This is a genomic window from Mycobacterium sp. TH-M25, from assembly GCF_057473665.1.
Genome location: NZ_JBYCLA010000496.1, coordinates 1 through 3,098 on the forward strand (window position 1 = coordinate 1; position 3,098 = coordinate 3,098).

General features: G+C 63.2%; 4 protein-coding genes. 3 read left to right on the forward strand and 1 reads right to left on the reverse strand.

Features of this window, described 5'->3' with window-relative positions:
• Window positions 1-409, forward strand: a 409-nt coding sequence (locus AC2VOU_RS16695) for a prolyl oligopeptidase family serine peptidase (RefSeq protein WP_486958369.1), incomplete at its 5' end; no start/stop codon positions are given.
• Between the two features lie 113 nt (window positions 410-522).
• Here the strand turns inward: AC2VOU_RS16695 and AC2VOU_RS16700 are convergent.
• Entirely contained in the window at window positions 523-2,097 is a 1,575-nt protein-coding gene (locus AC2VOU_RS16700) for a DHA2 family efflux MFS transporter permease subunit (RefSeq protein WP_486958370.1), read from the reverse strand.
• 76 nt (window positions 2,098-2,173) lie between these two features.
• On the opposite strand from AC2VOU_RS16700, the gene AC2VOU_RS16705 reads away from it, so the two are divergent.
• Entirely contained in the window at window positions 2,174-2,662 is a 489-nt protein-coding gene (locus AC2VOU_RS16705) for a glutathione peroxidase (RefSeq protein ID WP_486958371.1), read from the forward strand.
• A gap of 88 nt (window positions 2,663-2,750) precedes the next feature.
• Window positions 2,751-3,098: DUF2334 domain-containing protein (locus AC2VOU_RS16710; RefSeq protein WP_486958372.1), on the forward strand; the 348-nt coding region annotated here is incomplete at its 3' end.

Consider the following 3,098-nt stretch of genomic DNA (forward strand, 5'->3'; position numbering starts at 1 on the left):
TGATTTGTTCGCGGGCATCCTGGCGCAGGTGCCCTTCGTCGATCCGCTGACGACGATCCTCGACCCGTCGCTGCCGTTGACCGTCACCGAGTGGGACGAATGGGGAAACCCGTTGAGCGACAGCGACGTCTACCACTACATGAAATCGTATTCGCCCTACGAGAACGTCGTTGAGCAGAACTATCCGGCCATTCTCGCCATGACGTCGCTGCACGACACTCGGGTCTTCTACGTGGAGCCGGCCAAATGGGTTGCCGCACTTCGCCATACCAATGCGAATGGCAACCCGGTGCTGTTGAAGACCCAGATGACCGCCGGCCACGGTGGTATCAGCGGGCGTTACGAACGCTGGAAAGAGACCGCCTACCAGTACGCCTGGTTGCTGGCAGCTAGCGGAGCGCAGGCCTAAATTGCGTCCTCGGCGTCGGTAAAGTCGGGCATCCGGCGTCGAGTGTGCGGGTTGTGGCCGTGAAAATTGCGGATCGACATCCATAAACTGCACGGTCGGGGTACTGGTCGCCCCTACAGGGGCACCGTCGACTGGGCGCGGCCGGGGGGCGGCGGCTTGTTGGGCAAGAACGCCACCGGCAGTAGCGTCACCGCGACAACCACAATCGAGACCGCCAGCACCAGCGTGTAGGAGTGGGTCAGGTCGTGCATCAGCCGCGTGGTGAATTCGGCGGGAACCTCGTGCTGCGGGGGCGCCGGCACGCCGTGCTTGGTGAATTTGCCGCGCAGAAGGCCGAGTTTCTGTGCGGTGCCGATGGTTTCGCTGCGATTGAACTGGCTGGTCAAGATTACCGACATCAACGCGGTGCCGACACCGACGGCGACGTGTTGATTCACGCTGAGTAGTGTCGAGCCGCGCGCTACTTCATGCGGCGCCAACGTCTGGACCGCAGCTCCGGACAGCGGTGTCAGCGTGCAGCCCAGGCCGATGCCGGTGGTCACCAGACCAATTAACAGGGTCGGTAGATAATCGGCCTGTTGCCAAGCGCCGTAGGCGAATACGCTCAGTCCGCTCGCAATCAGAGTGATCCCGGCCAATAGCACATCGCGGGGGCCGCGCTTGTCCATCAACATTCCGGCCAGCGGCATGGTCAGCATCGCGCCGAGCCCCTGTGGGATCAATTGCAGCCCGGACTGCAGCGGTGTTTCGTGAAACAGTTGTTGAAGGTAGCTGGGGACCACCAGGGCCGAGCCGAAGAATCCGACCGAGAACCAGAACATCGCGGTGTTGGCAAAGGTCACCGCGCGGTTCTTGAACAGTGTCAGGTCGATGAGCGGGTGGTCGGCGCCGTGCAGCGCATGCACAACGAACGCGGTGATCAAGGCGATGCCGATCAGGCCGGGTATCCACACGTGGTTGTCGGTGAAGCTGTCCCGCCGCGGCACTGAAGAAATCCCGAACAGCAGTGATGCCAATCCCGGTGACAACAAAAGCATCCCGACGAAGTCAAACGCCTCCGATGGACGCGATCGCTCCTTCGGGAAGATCAATGCCGCCGACAGCAGCAGGATCGCGCCGACCGGCAGGTTGATCCGGAAGATCCACTCCCAGCCATAGGCGCTGATCAGCCAACCGCCCAGGACCGGCCCGCCCATCGGGGCCAGCAGCATCGGAATACCGAGCACCGCCATCAATCGACCGAGACGTCGCGGACCCGCTTCGCGGGTCAGGATGATCAGAGTCAGCGGCACCAGCATCCCGCTCCCTAAGCCCTGGATGACGCGAAATGCAATGAGGTGGCCAATATTTGACGCCATCGAACACAGCAGCGATGCCAGCGTGAACCAGAGCCCCGCACCGATGAACAACCGCTTGGTGCCGAATCGATCGGAGGCCCAACCCGCCAGTGGAATGACGGTGGCCTGCCCGAGCGTGTAGCCGGTGATCGTCCAGGCGACGATGGCCTGGGTGGATGCGAACTCCGCGATGAACGTGCGCTGGGCGACGCTGACGACCGTGCCGTCCAGAATCGCCATCACCGAGGCCAGGACGGCGACTCCGGCGATCCGCAACAGCCCGGCGTCGAGCGAATCGGGATACTCGACGTCGGGGGCGGTGTCCGTCGGCGGTGCCACGCGCGAAGCCATATCCGCCAGCCTAACGACAAACTAGCTAGCCGATCAATCTAAGTTGTCGCGGGTGCGATGCAGGTAGCCTCCCACTATGACTGTGACCGAGATCGCTCTGACCGACCTCGATGGCGGAACCCTGTCCCTGGCCGACTTCGGCGATCGTGCCGTGCTCGTCGTCAACGTGGCGTCCAAATGCGGTTTGACGCCGCAATATGCTGCGCTCGAACAGCTGGCGCGCGACTACGGCGAGCGCGGGCTCACCGTTCTCGGCGTCCCGTGCAATCAATTCATGGGCCAAGAGCCCGGCACCGCCGAGGAGATCCAGACTTTCTGTTCCACCACCTACGGTGTGACGTTTCCGCTACTGGCGAAGACCGAGGTCAACGGGCCGGAACGGCACCCGCTCTACGCCGAACTGACCAAGACACCTGATGCCGCGGGCGAGGCCGGAGACGTACAGTGGAATTTCGAGAAGTTCCTGATCGCGCCGGGCGGGAAGGTGGTAAACCGATTTCGCCCGCAAACGGTTCCCGATGCGCCCGAGGTGATCGCGGCCGTCGAGGCAGTGCTGCCGAATTAGCGGATAGCTGCGGGGAACTGACGTTTCCCGTCTGCGTGTGCGTCACTGTCTGGACACCTGGTATCGGCAAACTTGAGTTGTGTCTGGAATGCTGACGTCTGGAAAGCTGATCGTCTCGGTTTCGGGGATTCGCGATCGCACATTGGGCGACGTCGCCGAGTTCTGCGAGCGAATGGACGCCCGTACCGTGCCGGTGTCGCTGCTCGTCGCCCCGAGATTGAAGGGCGGCTACAAGCTGGATCACGACCCGGGGACCGTGGAGTGGCTGACCGCCCGGCGGGCCGGCGGTGACGCCCTCCTGCTCAACGGATACGACGAGGCGGCCACTAAGAAGCGCCGCGGCGAATTCGCCACGCTGCCCGCGCATGAGGCCAATTTGCGGCTGATGGCCGCTGACCGGGTGCTCGAACACCTGGGCCTGCGCACCCGACTCTTC

What these genes read in the sequence shown, in the direction of transcription:
- AC2VOU_RS16700 (WP_486958370.1), bottom strand. Translation starts at nt 2,097, where the DNA reads ATGGCTTCGCGCGTGGCACCGCCGACGGACACCGCCCCCGACGTCGAG.
- AC2VOU_RS16705 (WP_486958371.1), top strand. Translation starts at nt 2,174, where the DNA reads ATGACTGTGACCGAGATCGCTCTGACCGACCTCGATGGCGGAACCCTG.